14 protein-coding genes and 3 pseudogenes are annotated in these 19,508 nt (G+C 69.9%); 9 read left to right on the forward strand and 8 right to left on the reverse strand.

Annotated features, from left to right (window positions below; genetic code table 11):
- The first annotated feature begins 1 nt into the window (after position 1).
- The 4 genes and pseudogenes from ACFWBY_RS23125 to ACFWBY_RS23140 all read left to right on the forward strand — a co-directional run bounded on the left by ACFWBY_RS23125 (position 2) and on the right by ACFWBY_RS23140 (position 4,693).
- Entirely contained in the window at positions 2-1,270 is a 1,269-nt protein-coding gene (locus ACFWBY_RS23125; protein ID WP_385333813.1) for a sulfite exporter TauE/SafE family protein, read from the forward strand.
- Between the two features lie 624 nt (positions 1,271-1,894).
- Positions 1,895-2,035, forward strand: a pseudogene (locus tag ACFWBY_RS23130) (ATP-binding protein); the annotation flags it as partial.
- Between the two features lie 100 nt (positions 2,036-2,135).
- Positions 2,136-4,214, forward strand: coding sequence for a SpoIIE family protein phosphatase (locus ACFWBY_RS23135; RefSeq protein ID WP_385333810.1), 2,079 nt, complete (start codon positions 2,136-2,138; stop codon positions 4,212-4,214).
- Between the two features lie 251 nt (positions 4,215-4,465).
- The gene (locus ACFWBY_RS23140; RefSeq protein WP_385333807.1) at positions 4,466-4,693 is read left to right on the forward strand and encodes a hypothetical protein; all 228 of its coding nucleotides are present in this window, start codon (positions 4,466-4,468) and stop codon (positions 4,691-4,693) included.
- 206 nt (positions 4,694-4,899) lie between these two features.
- Here the strand turns inward: ACFWBY_RS23140 and ACFWBY_RS23145 are convergent, their stop codons facing one another.
- Positions 4,900-5,073, reverse strand: a complete 174-nt coding sequence (locus ACFWBY_RS23145) for a CsbD family protein (RefSeq protein WP_385333804.1) — start codon at positions 5,071-5,073, stop codon at positions 4,900-4,902.
- Positions 5,074-5,582: 509 nt separating this feature from the next.
- Between ACFWBY_RS23145 and ACFWBY_RS23150 the strand changes: the two genes are divergently transcribed.
- Positions 5,583-5,744: a hydrophobic protein gene (locus tag ACFWBY_RS23150; RefSeq protein ID WP_385333801.1), complete on the forward strand. Its 162-nt coding sequence runs from the start codon at positions 5,583-5,585 to the stop codon at positions 5,742-5,744.
- Between the two features lie 108 nt (positions 5,745-5,852).
- Here the strand turns inward: ACFWBY_RS23150 and ACFWBY_RS23155 are convergent, their stop codons facing one another.
- On the reverse strand, positions 5,853-6,014 hold the full coding sequence (locus ACFWBY_RS23155) for a hydrophobic protein (RefSeq protein WP_385333801.1): 162 nt from the start codon (positions 6,012-6,014) through the stop codon (positions 5,853-5,855).
- A gap of 509 nt (positions 6,015-6,523) precedes the next feature.
- On the opposite strand from ACFWBY_RS23155, the gene ACFWBY_RS23160 reads away from it, so the two are divergent.
- On the forward strand, positions 6,524-6,697 hold the full coding sequence (locus ACFWBY_RS23160; RefSeq protein WP_385333804.1) for a CsbD family protein: 174 nt from the start codon (positions 6,524-6,526) through the stop codon (positions 6,695-6,697).
- 206 nt (positions 6,698-6,903) lie between these two features.
- Here the strand turns inward: ACFWBY_RS23160 and ACFWBY_RS23165 are convergent, their stop codons facing one another.
- The 6 genes and pseudogenes from ACFWBY_RS23165 to ACFWBY_RS23190 all read right to left on the reverse strand — a co-directional run.
- Positions 6,904-7,131, reverse strand: a complete 228-nt coding sequence (locus tag ACFWBY_RS23165; protein ID WP_385333807.1) for a hypothetical protein — start codon at positions 7,129-7,131, stop codon at positions 6,904-6,906.
- A 251-nt stretch (positions 7,132-7,382) separates the two neighbouring features.
- Positions 7,383-9,461, reverse strand: coding sequence for a SpoIIE family protein phosphatase (locus ACFWBY_RS23170; protein WP_385333810.1), 2,079 nt, complete (start codon positions 9,459-9,461; stop codon positions 7,383-7,385).
- Positions 9,462-9,561: 100 nt separating this feature from the next.
- A pseudogene (locus ACFWBY_RS23175) lies at positions 9,562-9,702 on the reverse strand (ATP-binding protein); the annotation flags it as partial.
- A gap of 624 nt (positions 9,703-10,326) precedes the next feature.
- Positions 10,327-11,595 carry a sulfite exporter TauE/SafE family protein gene (locus ACFWBY_RS23180; RefSeq protein WP_385333813.1) on the reverse strand — a complete coding sequence of 423 codons (1,269 nt, stop codon included), beginning with the start codon at positions 11,593-11,595 and terminating at the stop codon, positions 10,327-10,329.
- Positions 11,596-11,610: 15 nt separating this feature from the next.
- On the reverse strand, positions 11,611-14,997 hold the full coding sequence (locus ACFWBY_RS23185; protein WP_385333816.1) for a PQQ-binding-like beta-propeller repeat protein: 3,387 nt from the start codon (positions 14,995-14,997) through the stop codon (positions 11,611-11,613).
- Between the two features lie 416 nt (positions 14,998-15,413).
- A pseudogene (locus ACFWBY_RS23190) lies at positions 15,414-15,964 on the reverse strand (isochorismatase family protein); the annotation flags it as partial.
- Between the two features lie 292 nt (positions 15,965-16,256).
- Here ACFWBY_RS23190 and ACFWBY_RS23195 point away from each other — a divergent pair.
- The 3 genes from ACFWBY_RS23195 (at position 16,257) to ACFWBY_RS23205 (ending at position 19,272) form a co-directional block, all read left to right on the forward strand.
- Positions 16,257-16,688, forward strand: coding sequence for a cupin domain-containing protein (locus ACFWBY_RS23195; RefSeq protein WP_385333819.1), 432 nt, complete (start codon positions 16,257-16,259; stop codon positions 16,686-16,688).
- A gap of 524 nt (positions 16,689-17,212) precedes the next feature.
- Positions 17,213-18,226 carry a hypothetical protein gene (locus ACFWBY_RS23200; protein ID WP_385333822.1) on the forward strand — a complete coding sequence of 338 codons (1,014 nt, stop codon included), beginning with the start codon at positions 17,213-17,215 and terminating at the stop codon, positions 18,224-18,226.
- A gap of 41 nt (positions 18,227-18,267) precedes the next feature.
- A complete protein-coding gene (locus ACFWBY_RS23205; RefSeq protein WP_385333825.1) occupies positions 18,268-19,272 on the forward strand; it encodes a TauD/TfdA family dioxygenase in 1,005 nt (334 codons plus the stop codon).
- Positions 19,273-19,508 lie beyond the last annotated feature (236 nt).

A 19,508-nucleotide genomic window follows, 5' to 3' on the forward strand; every position in this document is an offset into this window, starting at 1 on the left:
AGTGCGATCACTCAGCACCGGGGTGCTGCTCCTGCTCGCCGCCGTCCCCGCGCTGCTCCTGGGCAGCGCGGGGACGGCGCAGGCGCACCCCTTCGGAACCCCGCCCGTCGTGAAGATCGAGGCGGCGGGCACCGCCGTGGACGTGTTCTGGTCCGCGCAGCGGGACGACGTCGCCGTACTGAAGAAGGAGGCCGGTGGTGACGAGGCGGGCTATCTGAGCTCGCACGTCGCCGTACGGCAGGACGGCCGCCCGTGCCATGTGGACCGGGCGGTCGGCATGGAGCTCCGCTTCGTCTGCGCACGGCCGGTCGAGCGCATCGACCTGACGGTCACGGCGCTGACGGACGTCGACCCGGCGTACCGGACCCTGTCGGTGACGGGCACGGGCTCCGGCGGGCTGCACACGGCGCAGGAGCCCACCCAGACGCTGGCCCTGACACCGACGGCTGCCGGGGCGACTGCGGGCTCATCGGCCTCTTCCGCTGCTTCGCCTGCTTCGGGCCTGGGCGCCTGGACAACCGACCTGGCCTCACTGGTGGACGATGGCGTGGCCCTGCCACTGGCGCTGCTGGTGGCCGCGGCCGTGGGGGCGCTGCACGCCTGCGCGCCGGGGCACGGAAAGTCGCTGGCTGCCGGGTACCTGGTGGGCGGCGGTGGCCGGGCGCGCGACGCGGTGTGGCTGGGCGGAATCGTCGCCGTGATGCACACATTCTCGGTTGCCGCCCTGGCGGTCGGCTGGTGGCTGGCGGCGAACAGCACCCCGGACACCGCGGCGCTCACCGGGTGGCTTCAGCTGATCGCGGCGCTGGTGGTGGCCGGGGTGGGAGTGAGCCTCCTGCGACGGCACCTGCGCCACCGACAGCATCACCATGCCGACCACGATCACGGGGACAGGCACGATCACGGGCACAGCCATCACATCCCGGACGCCCCGTCACTCCTCACCTGGCGAGGCCTCGTGCTGCTCGGAGCGTCGGGCGGCCTGCTGCCGTCGCCGTCGGCCTTCCTGGTCCTGCTCACCGGCCTGTTGACCGGCAAGGTCGCCATCGCCCTCGCGATGGTCGCCTCCTTCGGCTTCGGCATGGCGCTGACGCTCACCGGCGTCGGCCTGATCGTGCTGCGCGGCCGGGACGCGCTGCTGGATCGTGTCTCCCGCTCCCGAGCACTGCGGACGTGGGCGCCGAGGGTGCCCCTCCTCGCCGCCTCGGCGGTGGTGGCCGGAGGCACAGTGGCCTCGGCCGTTGCGGCCGGCCACCTCCTGACTCCGTGATCGTGGCGACACACCTGATCGTCGAACCCAAACGGTGCCGGTACACCGCCACCGCCCGCACCGACGGGCCCTGACCCCGGATCTTGGACACCGGAGACACTTGGATCTTGATGGTCCACGAGACGGAGTCCCCGTGGGGGATGAAGCACTGCCCGTCGGCGTTCAACGCGGAACTCTGCCGGACACGGCATGCCCCTCAGTGGGGCGTGACCGGCGGAGACTTCCCGGGTCCTGCTTCCCGGCTGTGTAACGAGCGGGTCCGCCCCGGCTTGTGGGCGCCGCCGCTCGGCTACAGCGGTCTGGTCGCGGCCGTGGCCTGGCCGGCCGACGGGCGACGCCTGCCTGGGCAGTGACGCACCAACCCCTAGCGCGTTCGGCTCCGCGGTGCCGGCCGGCAGTGTGTTCCCGCCACATTGACTACCTCGACCTCGACCTCGGCTACTGAGACCCGAGCGTTTCGGTTCCGGATTGCGGGTGAGTCGAAGCACGATAGCTGGCACTGGGGCAGGCCTATTGTCACCGGCTGGGCGGCATGCCCAGTCGATGCGACCTTTTCGCGACAGGTGACACCTGATCTTGGCGGTTGCGACCACTTGCGTCTCGCACGGCGCTAGCGTTGGTTTCATGATCGTATGGCTCAACGGCACCCAGGGCGCAGGCAAGACGACGACCAGCGCACTCGTGCAGCAGCTGATCCCGGATTCACGGGTGTTCGATGCCGAAAAGGTCGGCGAGACGCTCCTGGACATCAGGCCGGGGCTGCCCTGGAGTCCGTAACCGGAGGCGCCGCCGGGCGAGGGCGCGCTGTGGGTCGCCGGGTCTCCCCTCTGGGACGATACTGAAGGTCACGGTGCGTGGAGGCGACATGCGTGAACCGGAGCGTCGTGGCCCGGGGCCGGCCTCGGTGCCCATCAGCGAAACGGCAGCGGTCGTCCTGGACGACGCAGGCGTGGTCGTCGCCCGTTCGGAATTGGCTGCCGCGCTGCTGGAATGCTCGCCGGGTCAGACCTGTGTCCGATTGCTGGGCCTGCCCCCGCGCGCCGGAACGGAGGCGGGACCGGCCTGGCGCCTGGTCACCATTCCGGGTGACGATCTCGAGGGCCAAAAGGTCCCTCTGGTCTGCACGGTTGTCCGGCTTGCAGCTCACACTCCAGCCGATTCCGGTTCCGGTTCTGATGCCGCGCAGTGGCTTGTGCTGGTCACCCCGGCGGAAACCGCGGTGGAGGCAGCCGAGGGAGACGCGCGGCGACGCCGCACGGGGCTGTCCCACGCCGCCGCTGGGGGCATCGGCGCTTCCCTGGACGTGACCGAGGTGGCCGAGAGCCTCGTGAATCTTCTCGTGCCTGATTTCGCCGACCTGGCGACCGTGGACATCGCCGAGCAGGTGCTGGTGGGCGACGAGCCCCCGCATCTTGAGACCAGCGGGGACGTCCGTCTGCGCCGGGCCGCTGCAGCGCAGAGCCCGGAGATATCCGCCGAGGACCTCTTGGCGGTGGGAGAGGCTCTTCCTCCTGTAGAGGACAGTACGTTGATGCGTCCCCTCATGCAGGGGCTGCCCGTGCTGGTGCCGGACGTCGCCGTCCTGCACGCGAAGCTCGGTGTGGATCCGGAGAGCCTGCCGTTGTTCGTCCCGAGCGGGGCTCACTCCTCCATGGCGGTGCCGTTGTACGCGCGGGGTCTGATCCTTGGCTGCGTTACGGTCTGGCGCAGTCAGTTGCCTTCCGCGTTCAGCGAGGAGGACGCAGCCCTGCTGCAGGACGTTGTCTCCAGGGCCGCCCTCGGCGTGGACAACGCACGCCGCTACACGAAGGAACACCGGTCGGCGGCGGCCCTGCAGCGAAGCCTGCTGCCGCACTCCGCCCTGAACATGGCGGCCGCGGACACGGCGGGGGTCTACCAGCCGGCGGGCGGCGGCGTCGGGGTCGGCGGGGACTGGTTCGACGTGATCCCCCTGCCGTCGTTGCGCGTGGCGTTCGTCGTCGGGGATGTCGTCGGCCATGGACTCGAGGCCACCGTAGCCATGGCACGACTGCGGACCGCGGTACAGACCCTGGCTGACCTCGAGCTGGATCCGGGTGAGCTCCTCACGCACCTGGACGACCTGGTGCTCGGTTTCTCCAGCGAGCAGATGACCGGCGAATCACGCGCGGAGCCTGCGGTGCTCGGAGCGACGTGCCTGTACGCCGTCTACGACCCGGTGACGATGCAGTGCGTCGCAGCCACCGCAGGGCATCCGCCGCCGGCCCTGTTGCCCCCGGGTGAGGAGCCGCACTTCCTGGGCATGACGCCTGGGCCGCCACTGGGAGTCGGCGGAATGCCTTTCGAGGTAACAGAGTTCGAAGTACAGCCCGGCAGCATGCTGGCGTTCTTCACGGACGGACTCGTAGAGCGCCGCGGCGGCGACATCGAGGAAGGAATGGACAGACTGAGGAGCGCGCTCGCAGGCGCGAACCCGAGCCGGACGCTGGGTGCGATCAGCCAGAGCATTTTCGACAGCGTGCTGCCTCAAGAGCCCGCCGACGACGTTGCCCTGCTGCTCGCCCGCACACGCACCCTCTCGTCCGATCAGGTCGCCGAGTGGGAACTCGAAGCCGACCTGTCCCTCGTCGCGCACGCCCGTGAGCTGGTACTGGGCCAGCTGTCCAGCTGGCAGTTGGACGAACTGAGCTTCGTGACGGAGCTCGTCGTCAGCGAGCTCGTCACGAACGCGATCCGCTACGCGGGCGGCCCGGTCGGGCTCCGGCTGATCCGCGACCGCGTGCTCGTCTGTGAGGTGTCCGACCTCAGCAGCACGCAGCCGCGCCTGCGTCGTGCACGTGAGACGGACGAGGGCGGGCGTGGCCTGTTCCTCGTCGCCCAGCTCACCGACCGTTGGGGCTGCCGGTTCACCAGCAGGGGGAAGACCATCTGGACGGAGCAGCCCATAGGCGGGCCCCTCGTCTAGGTTTCTGCGACATCGGTCCGGGACTGAGCCCCCGGTGCTGTGGTCTTTCGTCAGTGCGGTGTGGGATGTGAAACGGCCATGGTGACGGTGTCGAAGCGCATGGTGGGCCGGCCCCGAGCACCGCCTGGAGTGGGAGGCGGTCGGCGACCAGGGCCTGGACGACGGCGGGGAGGACCAGGCGGACGCGTGTCTGCGGGACCGGGATGGACACACCGGGTCGAGGCGATGACCGTCCCTCTGCCGGAGACACGTTGCTGGAGCGGCTGGAGGAGGAGATCGACAAGCTGACCAAGACTTCCCCGGTCGCAGCCGTGCGAGCGGCCCGCCGGCTGGAAGTCACCGCGGAACGCGTCGGCTACTGGGCCGCCCGCGGCACCGCCAACGACCTCGACACCGCACAGGCCGCCGCCCTCGGACTCGACGAGGACGCCGCACGCAGACTGATGGCCCGCTTCGGACGCTGGAGCCCATACCGCTGACCCCGCCCCGGGTGGCCGCGGCCTTCCCGGCGCCCGTGCACGTCGCGACCATGGTCATGATCGGGCGGGACCGAAATCGCGACGTAGGCTGCCGCGATGCACTCGGGGGAGAAGACCTCGGGGGAGAAGACGTGGCTGGGCCCCCGACCTGGGGGGAGTAGGTCGAGGGCCCAAAGGGGTGCGACGGCGTTGGCCGCGCGCCCGGGCTACTGGCGGAAGGTGTCCTTGACGTCTTCCTTGGCCTGGCGGGTCTTGCCCTTAGCCTGCTCGGCGTGGCCTTCGGCGGTCATCCGCTCATTTCCGACGGCCCGGCCGAGAGTTTCCTTGGCCTTGCCCTTGGCCTGCTCGGCATGCGCCTTGCTCTTCTCCGTGCCCGACATCGGGACCTCCTCGTGACGTACCGGATTGGTCGTGACGACCCTCCTGCTCGCGATCGGTACCGGCAAACCCCGTACCGGGTACCGACTTCGCCAAGGCGGCCTTCCGGCGGCCGGACCGGCACCGTGCCAGGCGGAGGCCGCTGTCGGCGCCCGCCTGATCACGTACGACCCGGACGGGTACCGGTCGACTCTTCCACCGGTAGCCGGCTCCTGCGCAAGAACCGCTGAGCGGCCCGCAGCGCCGCGCTCACTCCTCGCCGGGGTAGGGGCCTACAGGCGGCCGGCCCGTTTACGCTTCTGCCGCCCGGAACCCGCAGCGCGCGATAGCTGCCGCACTGGCCTTCGGCCCGGACCGCGGGGCGCAATGGGTCTGGTTCCGGCATGTCACTCCGAGCGGGGGCGTCGACGCGACGCAGACGTCTTCCCTCCTGCACCGATAAGAAACAAGTAAGTTTTATTTGCATGGCCGGGGGGCGGCCGGGCAGACGGCTGCTCGGAGGTTGATAAATATGGTTCCCCTGCTTCTTGTTCTTCTGCTGGTTCTGGTTCTCGCTGGTGCGGGTTTTGCGATAAAGGTTCTCTGGTGGGTCGCTATCGCGGTACTCATACTGTGGCTGATTGGTTTCGTCGCCCGTCCGGAGGGCAGTAGCGGCCGATGGTATCGCTGGTAGCTGGTCTATAACCGCAGTTCAGGTGTGGTGTGGCGGTGGCCTGTCACCCCCCGGCCGGGGGGTGACAGGCCACCGCCACACCACACCTGAACTGCGGTTATAGACCAGCTACCAGCGATACCATCGGCCGCTACTGCCCTCCGGACGGGCGACGAAACCAATCAGCCACAGTATGAGTACCGCGATAGCGACCCACCAGAGAACCTTTATCGCAAAACCCGCACCAGCGAGAACCAGAACCAGCAGAAGAACAAGAAGCAGGGGAACCATATTTATCAACCTCCGAGCAGCCGTCTGCCCGGCCGCCCCCCGGCCATGCAAATAAAACTTACTTGTTTCTTATCGGTGCAGGAGGGAAGACGTCTGCGTCGCGTCGACGCCCCCGCTCGGAGTGACATGCCGGAACCAGACCCATTGCGCCCCGCGGTCCGGGCCGAAGGCCAGTGCGGCAGCTATCGCGCGCTGCGGGTTCCGGGCGGCAGAAGCGTAAACGGGCCGGCCGCCTGTAGGCCCCTACCCCGGCGAGGAGTGAGCGCGGCGCTGCGGGCCGCTCAGCGGTTCTTGCGCAGGAGCCGGCTACCGGTGGAAGAGTCGACCGGTACCCGTCCGGGTCGTACGTGATCAGGCGGGCGCCGACAGCGGCCTCCGCCTGGCACGGTGCCGGTCCGGCCGCCGGAAGGCCGCCTTGGCGAAGTCGGTACCCGGTACGGGGTTTGCCGGTACCGATCGCGAGCAGGAGGGTCGTCACGACCAATCCGGTACGTCACGAGGAGGTCCCGATGTCGGGCACGGAGAAGAGCAAGGCGCATGCCGAGCAGGCCAAGGGCAAGGCCAAGGAAACTCTCGGCCGGGCCGTCGGAAATGAGCGGATGACCGCCGAAGGCCACGCCGAGCAGGCTAAGGGCAAGACCCGCCAGGCCAAGGAAGACGTCAAGGACACCTTCCGCCAGTAGCCCGGGCGCGCGGCCAACGCCGTCGCACCCCTTTGGGCCCTCGACCTACTCCCCCCAGGTCGGGGGCCCAGCCACGTCTTCTCCCCCGAGGTCTTCTCCCCCGAGTGCATCGCGGCAGCCTACGTCGCGATTTCGGTCCCGCCCGATCATGACCATGGTCGCGACGTGCACGGGCGCCGGGAAGGCCGCGGCCACCCGGGGCGGGGTCAGCGGTATGGGCTCCAGCGTCCGAAGCGGGCCATCAGTCTGCGTGCGGCGTCCTCGTCGAGTCCGAGGGCGGCGGCCTGTGCGGTGTCGAGGTCGTTGGCGGTGCCGCGGGCGGCCCAGTAGCCGACGCGTTCCGCGGTGACTTCCAGCCGGCGGGCCGCTCGCACGGCTGCGACCGGGGAAGTCTTGGTCAGCTTGTCGATCTCCTCCTCCAGCCGCTCCAGCAACGTGTCTCCGGCAGAGGGACGGTCATCGCCTCGACCCGGTGTGTCCATCCCGGTCCCGCAGACACGCGTCCGCCTGGTCCTCCCCGCCGTCGTCCAGGCCCTGGTCGCCGACCGCCTCCCACTCCAGGCGGTGCTCGGGGCCGGCCCACCATGCGCTTCGACACCGTCACCATGGCCGTTTCACATCCCACACCGCACTGACGAAAGACCACAGCACCGGGGGCTCAGTCCCGGACCGATGTCGCAGAAACCTAGACGAGGGGCCCGCCTATGGGCTGCTCCGTCCAGATGGTCTTCCCCCTGCTGGTGAACCGGCAGCCCCAACGGTCGGTGAGCTGGGCGACGAGGAACAGGCCACGCCCGCCCTCGTCCGTCTCACGTGCACGACGCAGGCGCGGCTGCGTGCTGCTGAGGTCGGACACCTCACAGACGAGCACGCGGTCGCGGATCAGCCGGAGCCCGACCGGGCCGCCCGCGTAGCGGATCGCGTTCGTGACGAGCTCGCTGACGACGAGCTCCGTCACGAAGCTCAGTTCGTCCAACTGCCAGCTGGACAGCTGGCCCAGTACCAGCTCACGGGCGTGCGCGACGAGGGACAGGTCGGCTTCGAGTTCCCACTCGGCGACCTGATCGGACGAGAGGGTGCGTGTGCGGGCGAGCAGCAGGGCAACGTCGTCGGCGGGCTCTTGAGGCAGCACGCTGTCGAAAATGCTCTGGCTGATCGCACCCAGCGTCCGGCTCGGGTTCGCGCCTGCGAGCGCGCTCCTCAGTCTGTCCATTCCTTCCTCGATGTCGCCGCCGCGGCGCTCTACGAGTCCGTCCGTGAAGAACGCCAGCATGCTGCCGGGCTGTACTTCGAACTCTGTTACCTCGAAAGGCATTCCGCCGACTCCCAGTGGCGGCCCAGGCGTCATGCCCAGGAAGTGCGGCTCCTCACCCGGGGGCAACAGGGCCGGCGGCGGATGCCCTGCGGTGGCTGCGACGCACTGCATCGTCACCGGGTCGTAGACGGCGTACAGGCACGTCGCTCCGAGCACCGCAGGCTCCGCGCGTGATTCGCCGGTCATCTGCTCGCTGGAGAAACCGAGCACCAGGTCGTCCAGGTGCGTGAGGAGCTCACCCGGATCCAGCTCGAGGTCAGCCAGGGTCTGTACCGCGGTCCGCAGTCGTGCCATGGCTACGGTGGCCTCGAGTCCATGGCCGACGACATCCCCGACGACGAACGCCACGCGCAACGACGGCAGGGGGATCACGTCGAACCAGTCCCCGCCGACCCCGACGCCGCCGCCCGCCGGCTGGTAGACCCCCGCCGTGTCCGCGGCCGCCATGTTCAGGGCGGAGTGCGGCAGCAGGCTTCGCTGCAGGGCCGCCGCCGACCGGTGTTCCTTCGTGTAGCGGCGTGCGTTGTCCACGCCGAGGGCGGCCCTGGAGACAACGTCCTGCAGCAGGGCTGCGTCCTCCTCGCTGAACGCGGAAGGCAACTGACTGCGCCAGACCGTAACGCAGCCAAGGATCAGACCCCGCGCGTACAACGGCACCGCCATGGAGGAGTGAGCCCCGCTCGGGACGAACAACGGCAGGCTCTCCGGATCCACACCGAGCTTCGCGTGCAGGACGGCGACGTCCGGCACCAGCACGGGCAGCCCCTGCATGAGGGGACGCATCAACGTACTGTCCTCTACAGGAGGAAGAGCCTCTCCCACCGCCAAGAGGTCCTCGGCGGATATCTCCGGGCTCTGCGCTGCAGCGGCCCGGCGCAGACGGACGTCCCCGCTGGTCTCAAGATGCGGGGGCTCGTCGCCCACCAGCACCTGCTCGGCGATGTCCACGGTCGCCAGGTCGGCGAAATCAGGCACGAGAAGATTCACGAGGCTCTCGGCCACCTCGGTCACGTCCAGGGAAGCGCCGATGCCCCCAGCGGCGGCGTGGGACAGCCCCGTGCGGCGTCGCCGCGCGTCTCCCTCGGCTGCCTCCACCGCGGTTTCCGCCGGGGTGACCAGCACAAGCCACTGCGCGGCATCAGAACCGGAACCGGAATCGGCTGGAGTGTGAGCTGCAAGCCGGACAACCGTGCAGACCAGAGGGACCTTTTGGCCCTCGAGATCGTCACCCGGAATGGTGACCAGGCGCCAGGCCGGTCCCGCCTCCGTTCCGGCGCGCGGGGGCAGGCCCAGCAATCGGACACAGGTCTGACCCGGCGAGCATTCCAGCAGCGCGGCAGCCAATTCCGAACGGGCGACGACCACGCCTGCGTCGTCCAGGACGACCGCTGCCGTTTCGCTGATGGGCACCGAGGCCGGCCCCGGGCCACGACGCTCCGGTTCACGCATGTCGCCTCCACGCACCGTGACCTTCAGTATCGTCCCAGAGGGGAGACCCGGCGACCCACAGCGCGCCCTCGCCCGGCGGCGCCTCCGGTTACGGACTCCAGGGCAGCCCCGGCCTGATGTCCAGGAGCGTCTCGCCGACCTTTTCGGCATCGAACACCCGTGAATCCGGGATCAGCTGCTGCACGAGTGCGCTGGTCGTCGTCTTGCCTGCGCCCTGGGTGCCGTTGAGCCATACGATCATGAAACCAACGCTAGCGCCGTGCGAGACGCAAGTGGTCGCAACCGCCAAGATCAGGTGTCACCTGTCGCGAAAAGGTCGCATCGACTGGGCATGCCGCCCAGCCGGTGACAATAGGCCTGCCCCAGTGCCAGCTATCGTGCTTCGACTCACCCGCAATCCGGAACCGAAACGCTCGGGTCTCAGTAGCCGAGGTCGAGGTCGAGGTAGTCAATGTGGCGGGAACACACTGCCGGCCGGCACCGCGGAGCCGAACGCGCTAGGGGTTGGTGCGTCACTGCCCAGGCAGGCGTCGCCCGTCGGCCGGCCAGGCCACGGCCGCGACCAGACCGCTGTAGCCGAGCGGCGGCGCCCACAAGCCGGGGCGGACCCGCTCGTTACACAGCCGGGAAGCAGGACCCGGGAAGTCTCCGCCGGTCACGCCCCACTGAGGGGCATGCCGTGTCCGGCAGAGTTCCGCGTTGAACGCCGACGGGCAGTGCTTCATCCCCCACGGGGACTCCGTCTCGTGGACCATCAAGATCCAAGTGTCTCCGGTGTCCAAGATCCGGGGTCAGGGCCCGTCGGTGCGGGCGGTGGCGGTGTACCGGCACCGTTTGGGTTCGACGATCAGGTGTGTCGCCACGATCACGGAGTCAGGAGGTGGCCGGCCGCAACGGCCGAGGCCACTGTGCCTCCGGCCACCACCGCCGAGGCGGCGAGGAGGGGCACCCTCGGCGCCCACGTCCGCAGTGCTCGGGAGCGGGAGACACGATCCAGCAGCGCGTCCCGGCCGCGCAGCACGATCAGGCCGACGCCGGTGAGCGTCAGCGCCATGCCGAAGCCGAAGGAGGCGACCATCGCGAGGGCGATGGCGACCTTGCCGGTCAACAGGCCGGTGAGCAGGACCAGGAAGGCCGACGGCGACGGCAGCAGGCCGCCCGACGCTCCGAGCAGCACGAGGCCTCGCCAGGTGAGGAGTGACGGGGCGTCCGGGATGTGATGGCTGTGCCCGTGATCGTGCCTGTCCCCGTGATCGTGGTCGGCATGGTGATGCTGTCGGTGGCGCAGGTGCCGTCGCAGGAGGCTCACTCCCACCCCGGCCACCACCAGCGCCGCGATCAGCTGAAGCCACCCGGTGAGCGCCGCGGTGTCCGGGGTGCTGTTCGCCGCCAGCCACCAGCCGACCGCCAGGGCGGCAACCGAGAATGTGTGCATCACGGCGACGATTCCGCCCAGCCACACCGCGTCGCGCGCCCGGCCACCGCCGCCCACCAGGTACCCGGCAGCCAGCGACTTTCCGTGCCCCGGCGCGCAGGCGTGCAGCGCCCCCACGGCCGCGGCCACCAGCAGCGCCAGTGGCAGGGCCACGCCATCGTCCACCAGTGAGGCCAGGTCGGTTGTCCAGGCGCCCAGGCCCGAAGCAGGCGAAGCAGCGGAAGAGGCCGATGAGCCCGCAGTCGCCCCGGCAGCCGTCGGTGTCAGGGCCAGCGTCTGGGTGGGCTCCTGCGCCGTGTGCAGCCCGCCGGAGCCCGTGCCCGTCACCGACAGGGTCCGGTACGCCGGGTCGACGTCCGTCAGCGCCGTGACCGTCAGGTCGATGCGCTCGACCGGCCGTGCGCAGACGAAGCGGAGCTCCATGCCGACCGCCCGGTCCACATGGCACGGGCGGCCGTCCTGCCGTACGGCGACGTGCGAGCTCAGATAGCCCGCCTCGTCACCACCGGCCTCCTTCTTCAGTACGGCGACGTCGTCCCGCTGCGCGGACCAGAACACGTCCACGGCGGTGCCCGCCGCCTCGATCTTCACGACGGGCGGGGTTCCGAAGGGGTGCGCCTGCGCCGTCCCCGCGCTGCCCAGGAGCAGCGCGGGGACGGCGGCGAGCAGGAGCAGCACCCCGGTGCTGAGTGATCGCACTCTGGTGCTTCCCTTCTACTTCCGGCGGGCGGCGAACGCGTGGACCGTGCCGTCGTCCGTGAGGGCGAAGACCCAGTCACCGCTCACGGAGAGGGCCGAGGCCACTCCCGCGCCGAGGTTGTACGAGGCGACCTGCGTTCCGCTCGTTCGGTCCAGCACGAGCAGGCGGCCGTCCCACGTCCCGAGGTACACATGGGAGTCCGTCACCAGCGGGTTCATCGTCGGCGAACCGGGACCCGCCGAACAGCCCATGGCGACACGCCACTTGTCGTCCAGCGGGCTCTCCCCCGCCAGATGGCCGGCCTTTGCCTCCCACAGCGGCTTCGACGGATCGGCCGCGCTCGTGTCGTAGGCGCGTACCACCCCGTCCCGGCCCGCGACATAGGCGTTGTCACCCCACACGGCCGGGCTGGTGAGCGGCGCGCGCCCGGGCTCGCAGGTGCTGCCGCCGCCCAGCTTGGACTCCCAGGTCACCGCGCCCGTCTTCGGGTCGTGTCCGCGGACGCCGTACGCGGTGAACGTCACCAGCTTCGCCTCGCCGCCCGCGGCCGGGTCGGTCAGGACGGGCGAGGAATGGCTGTCGATGTCGCCCGCGGTGTCCTTCACCCACAGCTGGGTGCAGGTCGCGAGGTCCATGGCGATGACGGTGTTGCTCGACATGGAGTGCAGGTAGGCGGTGTTGGAACCGGGCTGACGGATCACGGTGCTGTGCGCCTGGCCCCAGGAGAACGCGGCGCCGAAGCCGCCCGGCAGCATCCCGCCGGTCTCGGAGTCCCGGCAGCGGACCGTGGAGGCGTCCTGGTAGACGGCGACCGAGCGGTGGTCCGCGCCAGCGAGGGCGAAGACGCTGACGGGTCCGCCCGCGCGGCCGTAGCGGCGCACGGTCTCCCCGTGGGTTTCCTCACGGTCGATCGCCTGCCAGACGATGCGGCCGCTCACCGCGTCGAGGGCATAAACCCGGCCGACGCCCGTGGTCAGGTAGACCTTGCCGCCGTGGAGCGTCGGCGCCGACTCGGCGTCACCGTCCAGGTACGTACGCCACAGCTCACGGCCGGAGGCGATGTCGTACGCGAGCATCATGCTGTACGGCGAGTCGAAGGCGCGGGACGAGACGATGAGCTTGCCGTCCGCGACCACCGAACCGTTGAGGTTGAACTGCTCGCCGGTGTGGCGGGCCCACCTGAGGTCGAGCCGCGCCCCCGGCTCGTCGCCGCTCGCGGACCGCCCGGCCTCGTCGCCACCCTGCCGCAGCCAGTCCTGCCCGGTCCTGGGCTCGCCGAGCTCGGAGTCCCGTACGACCTCGAAGGTGTTCTTCACGACGGGGAACTGCTTGCCCCGGGTGTCGTACGCGACGGACTCGGCCGTGTACGTGCCAGGCCGCAGCCCGCGCAGCGTGCCGCTCGCCCTCGTCCAGGCGCCGTGTACGTCGGGGCAGGGCTCCGGCGTGCCGCCGGGCGGCGTGTAGCAGTTCTCGATGCCGGGGCGGGACGCCTCCCGGCCGAAGCGCACCTCCTCGCGCTTGACCAGGTCGCCGCCGCCGTCGCGGACGGTCAGCACCGCTCTGGCCGGGGTGCGGCCGTCGTCCTCCGCGTACACCTCGACGGGCACTCCGGCCTTGGCGCCGTGCACGCTGCCCTGGGCGGGGCTGACCAGCGCGGCGTCGTCGTCGATGTCGAACTGCCGGTGCATTCCCGACACATGGCCGGTGTCCTCGTTGACCGGTGTGCTCGGATCGTCCGTGATGGCGCTGAAGTCGAGGACCTTGTAGTCGGGGTGGGCGCCGTCGATGCCGTACGTGCCCTGGTTGTTGACCTCGACGGACCGCTTGAAGGCTCCGCGCCGGAATTCCGCCTGCTGGTTGTGACCCGCGGCGACCATCCGCACGTCGTACTTCGCAAGCTCGTCGATCGTCGGCTGCATGCCGGCGCCCGGGCCCCACTGGGTGAACAGCGAGCGGTGGGCGAAGACGAACACCTGCTTGCCGGCGGCGTGCCGGGCGAGGTCCTGGCGCAGCCACTCCAGCTGCGGCTTCAGCCCCCCGGCGTCGTAGTTGTCCTCGAGGACGACGATGTGACGGCCGCCCCGGTCGAAGCTGTACCACTCGGGAGCGAGGTTGCGGCGGTAGTACTCCATGCTGCCGGCGTAGCCCTGGGAGGTCGCCGTGCCGCCGAAGTCGTGGTTGCCGATCACCGGATAGAAGGGGCGGCCGAGCCGGCCCTCCTCCAAACCCTTGCTGAACAGGTCGTACGCGCCCTGGCGGCGGGGCTCGGCGGCGTAGTCCGTGACGGTGAGGTCCCCGGTCGCGATCTGCATCGTCGCGCCGTCGACCTCGGACATCGCCTGGACCTGGCCGGTCCACTGGGGCAGCGCGCGGCGGGCCTCGTCGTCGGTGCGATTGCCGACCTCGGAGTCGGAGTTCATCACCCACTTCTCCTTGGGGTTCGAGGCGTTGCGGTCGGGCACGAGCGCGAAGTCGATACCCGTGCCGCCGGCCTCGGGGACCTTGTGGAAGAACTGCGGGATGTAGTCCTTGCGCAGCGCCGGCGTGTATCCGTCGGGCGAGACGATGCCGACGAGGTCGGTCTCGCGCCGCTTCGGGTCGATCTGCAGGCTGTACGAGCCGTCCGCGCCGGTCGTGGTCCACACGGCGCCGTCGTTGACGTCGATGCCCGGCATGGGCGGCTCGCCCTTGTCCCGGCGGCCGTTGCCGTTGCGGTCCTTGAAGACAGTGCCCTTGACAGTGACAGTGACGGTGACGTTGCCGGACCCGGCCGCATCCGTGCCGTCGTCGGCGAAGGCTGCCTGCGGCGCGAGGAAGGAGAGCGCGACGGCTCCGGCGGTCACCAGCTGCCGGCGTCGTCGGGTACGGCGCAGTCCGCGGACGAGGGACGGCATCCGCCAGGCGGCGAGCAGCGCGGCGACACAGGCGCCCGCGACCAGCGCGACGGTGAACCAGGGGAAGGCCGGCAGGGCGTGCGCGCCGTGGACGTCGACGAGCGGGGTCGCGGCATAGGCGTCGACGGTCGTGCCGTCGAACTCGACAACGACCTGGGTCAGTTCACCCTTGCCGATGAGGGCGCTCAGGTCGAGCGCGTCGACGTGGCAGCTCCACGCCAGCTCGATGACGACGCCGCCGGGCACACCCCCACTGTCGCCGGGCACCCCCGAGCCGGCGGCCGGGCACGGGGCCGAGAGCAGCCCCGCTGCCCACGCACCGGCCTGCTCCGGAGCGACCACGGCGGTGTGCACGATGAGGCGGCCACTGGTGACGTTGTCACCGGGTGCGACCACGAGTTCGGCGTGCTCGCGCGTGACGTGCGCGAACGCGGTCTGGGCACCTGTGCCCAGCACGAGCAACAGCAGCGCGAGGGCGAGCCCGGCTGCTCTGTGTATGTGCTTCATGCGGCAGACGCTAGTGATCGGGTGTTCGTCTACCGGTCAGTATTGAACGACTTCACGGAGCCGCCCACGAATGTTCAGCGTCCCGATTGTGACTGTTGGGTCGCGCGGGGCGCCAGAGACATGCCTTCAGGCGCTCGGGTTATGCCCCGGCTCCCTGGTGATGGCCATCACCGGTACGGTCGCTGTGGCCGCGGGGAGGTTCGAGCCCGGTCACATCGACAGTGCAGCGGCGGCGGCGCTACCTCCTTTCCCGGGGCGGGGTCTACGTGCTGCTCACGAGTCGAGCCGCTCGCTCTCAGTCGAGTGAAGGCGGCTGAGGACGACGCCCCGGGACGACGTGTAGGCGGAGCATCTTCGCCTGGCCGGCCACGGGACGCGCAAACGCCCCTCCGGCGAGGCATGAGCGCAGCAGTGCGTCCCCGCGCCCGGGCCTCATCCGAGATGGTCTCGGGGGCGACGCCGACCGAGTAGTCCATGCGTACCCGGGTGTTGAATCGCGCCCCGGCGGCGTCCAGGGCGGTGGCGCGCACGCAGTGGTCGGTCGCGATGCCCACCACGTCGACATCCTCACCCCGCGGGCGCGCAGCCAGTCGGCGAGGGATGTTCCTTCGGCGTCGGCGCCTTCGAAGCCGCTCTTGGAGTCGCTGTGGGCGCCCTCGAAGAAGACGGCATGGACTTTGCCTGCCGGCCGCGGTGGGGGCGGCTTCGGGTGGAACTCGCCGCCTTCGTCTCCGGCCACGCAGTGGACGCGGAGGCTGTCCTTGAAGTCCGGGCTGGAGGAGAAGTGGCTGCCCGGGTCGATGCGATGGTACGGGTGGCCACCACGTACTGGCAGTCACCGCCCGCGGCGCTCTGCTCCACCAGCTCGGCGATCGCGGGTGACGATCTGCGCGCCTCCCGCGACGGGAACGCCGCCTTCCTCGCAGAAGTCCTTCTGCACATCCACGACGATCAAGCCTCGGCTCATCAGGAGCACCTCTCAAGACGACGGAACGACTCCCGTCTTCTGCCGGTCTCCTCGTCTCCTCGTCTCCGCCGAAGACGTGGCGACCTGCGCTCACCCGCACAGCCGAGGACGTTCACCGCAGGAACGATTCGCACCCTTGAAGGTGAACCTCCGCCTGAGGACAGCGACGGGACGGCACGCAGCACGAGGGCGGCTGCAGGCGTGATCTTGCGGCTCCGTCTGTCGGCCCTTGGCGCCGAGAGGTGTGGCGGGAACTGATCGAACAGTGTGAGCAGCCTGTTGTACTGCGCGTATGGCAGATCAGAAACAGTGCACGGTCGTCCGGACCGGACGGTACGAGGGTGTCCAGGGCGGCACGTTCGGCGCGGGTGTCAGCGCCCAGTCGGCGGGAGCGGAGCGACTGTGCCTCCACCGCCTGGTGATGCCGGCCGGGACCCGCGGGCGGCCTCACCTGCACGAGGGTCACGAGTCGGCCATCTTCATCCAGTCCGGCCAGGTCGAGGTCTGGCACGGAGAGGGACTGGTTGAGCATGTGCTTCTGCAGGCGGGCGACTACATCCACATCCCGGCCGACACTCCCCACATGCCGGTGAACCCCGGCACCCAGGACATGGTGTGCCTGGTCGCACGGACCGACCCCAACGAACAGGAAGGCGTCCGGCTCCTGGACCTGCCGGTGTGGTTGGAGTCCCGAGTCGGGCCGCTGCCCGTCGGGGCAGGCTGAAGCACCGGACCCGAACCAGGAAGCGGACCGGCGGATCCGGTGACGTCGGCGGCACGCGTGAGACCGTCGCCGACCCACCCGCGCCAATTCGGGCGCCCGCGTGCCAAGGGGTGGCAGGCGGCCTTGACGCAGCCCTCCGCGCAATGCAGGCCGGCTGTTGCTTGCCGCCGCTGCCGCTTCCGCCGAATGTGCCCCTTCGTCTCCGGACAGGGGGAGCCCGAAGCGCAGCCTTCGCGAGGGCTGGGCGCCGGCACCTGTCGGCTGAGGCAAACAGCCAAGTGCCGGTTAGGGTCGAGCCTCTCCAGTTCCCGCCTGGTAAATCACGCTTCGCCGGAATTGCCCTTCTCTCCATTGCGCCGTTCGGAGAATGGCGTGGTTCGAGGTTTGGGGTGAAGTGTTCATGACCAAGATCTGTGACTATGGGCTTATCGCTGGTTGCCGGTCATCCTGCTGTCGCCGTCTTTCGCCTGCCCCGAGGCGGGCGCCCCACCCCGGCTCTGGGTTCACGGGTCGATGGTGCGGCGGTGCGCACCGCGCGCGTGTTGGCCGGGGCGGCGACCCATGCCAGACCTGTCGAGCGGACCCTCGTACTGCGGCATGCCGCGTCTGCTGCTGGTGAATTGGCAGCCGCGCTGTCGGATCAGGCGCCGGCCGTGGCGGGTGAGGGACTGCCGGCCGAGTCGACCAGCCAATCCTTCTTCCGGGTCCGTGAAAAAGAACTGTCCGATCAGCAGGCCGCGCTGCACGGTGTCCTGGTCATCCACCGCGGTCTTCAAGACCTCTGTGATGCGCCACTGTCGGGCGCAGACCTGGCACTGGAGCTGGCCGGGATGCGCCAGGCGGTAGTCGACCTCACCGGCGCGAAGCCGGGCACCGGCCGTGACTCCGACCCACCTGTGGCCGTTCCCGAGCCCGGTACGAGGGCGTCGCTGGAGGAGGTGTGGACCGCTCGGTGGCTCATCGGCCACCAGGTCCATGTCCTGTTCAATGTCTGTGCCGCGGTCGCCGTGGCCGACGCCGCCGGCCACCTGCGCCACGGTGACAGCGACGCCGCGCTGCTGAGGCTGGCCGACGCGACGGTGTACGTGCGCGGTTTCCCCGCGGCCATGACCCACGCCAGTACGATCCCGGCCGATTACTACATGGCGGCGATACGCCAGACCATGGCACCTCCGTCGGTGGACATCCCGTTGAGCGGCCGCCAGCACCGCGGATACAAGCTGTTCCGGGCGGCGATGCGAGACCTGTTGTCCATCGTTCCCGACTCCTACGAGGATCTGGCGACGCGGGCCCCGGAGCTGGCCGAAGCGCGGGGCGCTCTCCTGGAGGCCGACATCGTCGATGGTGAACGGCACGTCACCCTCGCGTACTCGATGGTGCATCTGGATCGTTCCATCGCTCAGAAACCGGAAGGGCCCGACAACGCCGTCGCCGAACTGCGGCTCATGCGGCATCGACGGGCTGCCCAGTACGCCTCCCTGATCCGATTCGGGGACCACTACATCGCCGACGCCGTGGCCGGCCTGCGCCACACATGAGCCCCAGCGTGCGCCGCCCACATCCCCGGCAGGAGACTTCCATGGCCCAGACGATGCCCGACACCACCCACGGCAGCGGCCCCGGCCGGGAGCTTGACCGGGTGGAAACCGATGCGTGCGAGCGAGTGGCCCGCACCTTGTGCACCGGCGGGAACGACCAGGTCGACAGCCCCGAGTGGGTGGCGCTGGCCCGGGATTCTTGGGAGGACCTTCCGATAGGGCTGCGCCGCGAGGTGCGCCGGTTTCGACGGCACTCCGGCCCGACGGGCACCTTGGTGATCGGCGGTATGCCCGTCGACCAGGCGGCCCTGCCCCCGACACCGACCGTAGCCGGCTCGGTCCAGCGCAAGGCCACCATCCCGGCCGCTGTGCTCACCATGGTGGCCTGTGGGCTCGGGGAGCCTCTCGCCTACCGGGCTGAGAAGTCCGGCGCCCTCGTGCAGGACGTCGTACCCGTGCCCGGGCAAGAGACCTTCCACGGCAACGCAGGATCGGTTCCGCTGTCCTTCCACACCGAGAACGGCTTCCACCCCCACCCACCCGACTATGTGATCTTCCTGTGCCTGCGCGCCGACCACGACCGGATCGCCGGCATGCGCATCGCCGGCATCCGCCAAGCACTGACTCTCCTCACCCCGGCCGACCGCCAGGCCCTGTTCACACCGGAGTTCACCACCACCCCACCCCCTTCTTTCAGCCCCGACTCCGCCACGAGCAAGGCAGACGCCAAGCCGCGACCGGTGCTTTCCGGAGCAGCGGAGGACCCCGACATACGCATGGCTCAACTCGTCACCACCCCACTCACCCCCCGAGCCGCCGCAGCGCTGGGCGAATTCGGCCGCGCCTGCGAGGCAACCGCCCACACCCTGCGCCTGACACCCGGCGATCTCGTCATCATCGACAACCGCGTCACCGTCCACGGACGCACCGCCTTCCACCCCCGCTACGACGGAGCAGACCGCTGGCTGCAACGCACCTACGTCACCACCGACCTGCGCCGCTCCCGCGACCACCGCCCCCACGACGGCCACGTACTCGCCCGGTGACCCATCCCCCGGAAACACCAACCCGCGGTCCCGCCGCAGAGCGAGGGGCGGAGGCTTGACAGGGCGCCGCACAGTACGCGTGTGGCAGACACTAGCCGCCACCGTCACCGCGTAGGCCACGGCAGCCAGCGTGGTGGTGGAGCGGGAACGGGCCGCCGTCGCGGAGACCTGGACCCGAACGCGGGCAGGCGTTGAGGGCAAGGGCCCGCCACCGGCCCCGATCGGAGCGACGTACT

It is taken from the genome of Streptomyces sp. NPDC060049 (assembly GCF_042736715.1).
GTDB lineage: Bacteria > Actinomycetota > Actinomycetes > Streptomycetales > Streptomycetaceae > Streptomyces.

Coding starts and splice junctions, on each gene's coding strand:
- ACFWBY_RS23135 (WP_385333810.1), top strand. CDS start 2,136: ATGCGTGAACCGGAGCGTCGTGGCCCGGGGCCGGCCTCGGTGCCCATC.
- ACFWBY_RS23145 (WP_385333804.1), bottom strand. CDS start 5,073: ATGTCGGGCACGGAGAAGAGCAAGGCGCATGCCGAGCAGGCCAAGGGC.
- ACFWBY_RS23150 (WP_385333801.1), top strand. CDS start 5,583: ATGGTTCCCCTGCTTCTTGTTCTTCTGCTGGTTCTGGTTCTCGCTGGT.
- ACFWBY_RS23155 (WP_385333801.1), bottom strand. CDS start 6,014: ATGGTTCCCCTGCTTCTTGTTCTTCTGCTGGTTCTGGTTCTCGCTGGT.
- ACFWBY_RS23160 (WP_385333804.1), top strand. CDS start 6,524: ATGTCGGGCACGGAGAAGAGCAAGGCGCATGCCGAGCAGGCCAAGGGC.
- ACFWBY_RS23170 (WP_385333810.1), bottom strand. CDS start 9,461: ATGCGTGAACCGGAGCGTCGTGGCCCGGGGCCGGCCTCGGTGCCCATC.
- ACFWBY_RS23185 (WP_385333816.1), bottom strand. CDS start 14,997: ATGAAGCACATACACAGAGCAGCCGGGCTCGCCCTCGCGCTGCTGTTG.
- ACFWBY_RS23195 (WP_385333819.1), top strand. CDS start 16,257: ATGGCAGATCAGAAACAGTGCACGGTCGTCCGGACCGGACGGTACGAG.
- ACFWBY_RS23205 (WP_385333825.1), top strand. CDS start 18,268: ATGGCCCAGACGATGCCCGACACCACCCACGGCAGCGGCCCCGGCCGG.